Origin of the sequence: Methanothrix sp. (genome assembly GCA_029907715.1) — an archaeon.
GTDB lineage: Archaea > Halobacteriota > Methanosarcinia > Methanotrichales > Methanotrichaceae > Methanothrix_B.
Genome location: JARYLI010000044.1, coordinates 1 through 859 on the forward strand (window position 1 = coordinate 1; position 859 = coordinate 859).

The following is an 859-nucleotide window of genomic DNA, read 5'->3' on the forward strand; positions in this document are numbered from 1 at the left end:
TTGAACTGATATACTTTAGTCCGTCGACCATTGGTAACAACATAATAGGCTGGTATCAACTCTTTCGCATAAGACTGTGCCTCTTTAATGTGATCCGGAGTGATCTCATTATTGCTGTTCTTGGCTTCTATCACCAGAAGTGCATTTTCTGGGGTTCTTTCAGTGCCATTGAATAACACAAAATCTGCCTCGGTGTATACAGCCCTTGAACCCTTGAACATTTTTATTTTATAGCCAATCACAACATCATCTTCATCATAACCTAATTCTTTTCGGAGAGGATCTATAAAATATGTTACAACTTCTTTTTCGGTCTCAAAAACCTTTTTTTGCATATCCTCAAACCACTTATCTGAGGGTTTGTTGCATGTCGGTGGTGGAAGTGGAGGCTTTATTATTGAAGAGATTACGATCCAGTAACCATCTACCGGCTCTTTTCCAAAGATCACGTCTTCATTTTCTTTTCCATGCATGGGTTTTAATTCCACTTTAAGGTCACGCTCATCCAATAGTTTTTTTACTTCTTCTACTGTCTGAGGTTGCCGAGAATAAACTTTAAACATCTTCCAGAATGTTTTACTTTTTATTATTTTTTGCTTTTTCTCACTAGCTATAACCGCATCCTTTAACTCGTTTGCTGCAATTACTTTTTCGTCTGTTTGATTTCCCATAAGATCACCTCACTCTTCTCCATTTGATAACTTGTCCGCAGAGGTACCGGTGCTGCTATGCACTCTGCTGAATATATAAAAGCAGACAGTTCGGTTATATGAACTTGATCGCCTAGTGCTCCATAACAAAATGTTTTAACCATTGCGTTGATCTATCCAGACTATGGGTAGAAAGAGAGTTCATGAAG

At 38.2% G+C, this 859-nt stretch carries 1 protein-coding gene; it reads right to left on the minus strand.

The window, feature by feature from the left end:
• On the minus strand, positions 1–671 hold a 671-nt coding region (locus QHG98_09730; GenBank protein ID MDH7597991.1), incomplete at its 3' end, for a type I restriction enzyme HsdR N-terminal domain-containing protein.
• Positions 672–859: the final 188 nt, after the last annotated feature.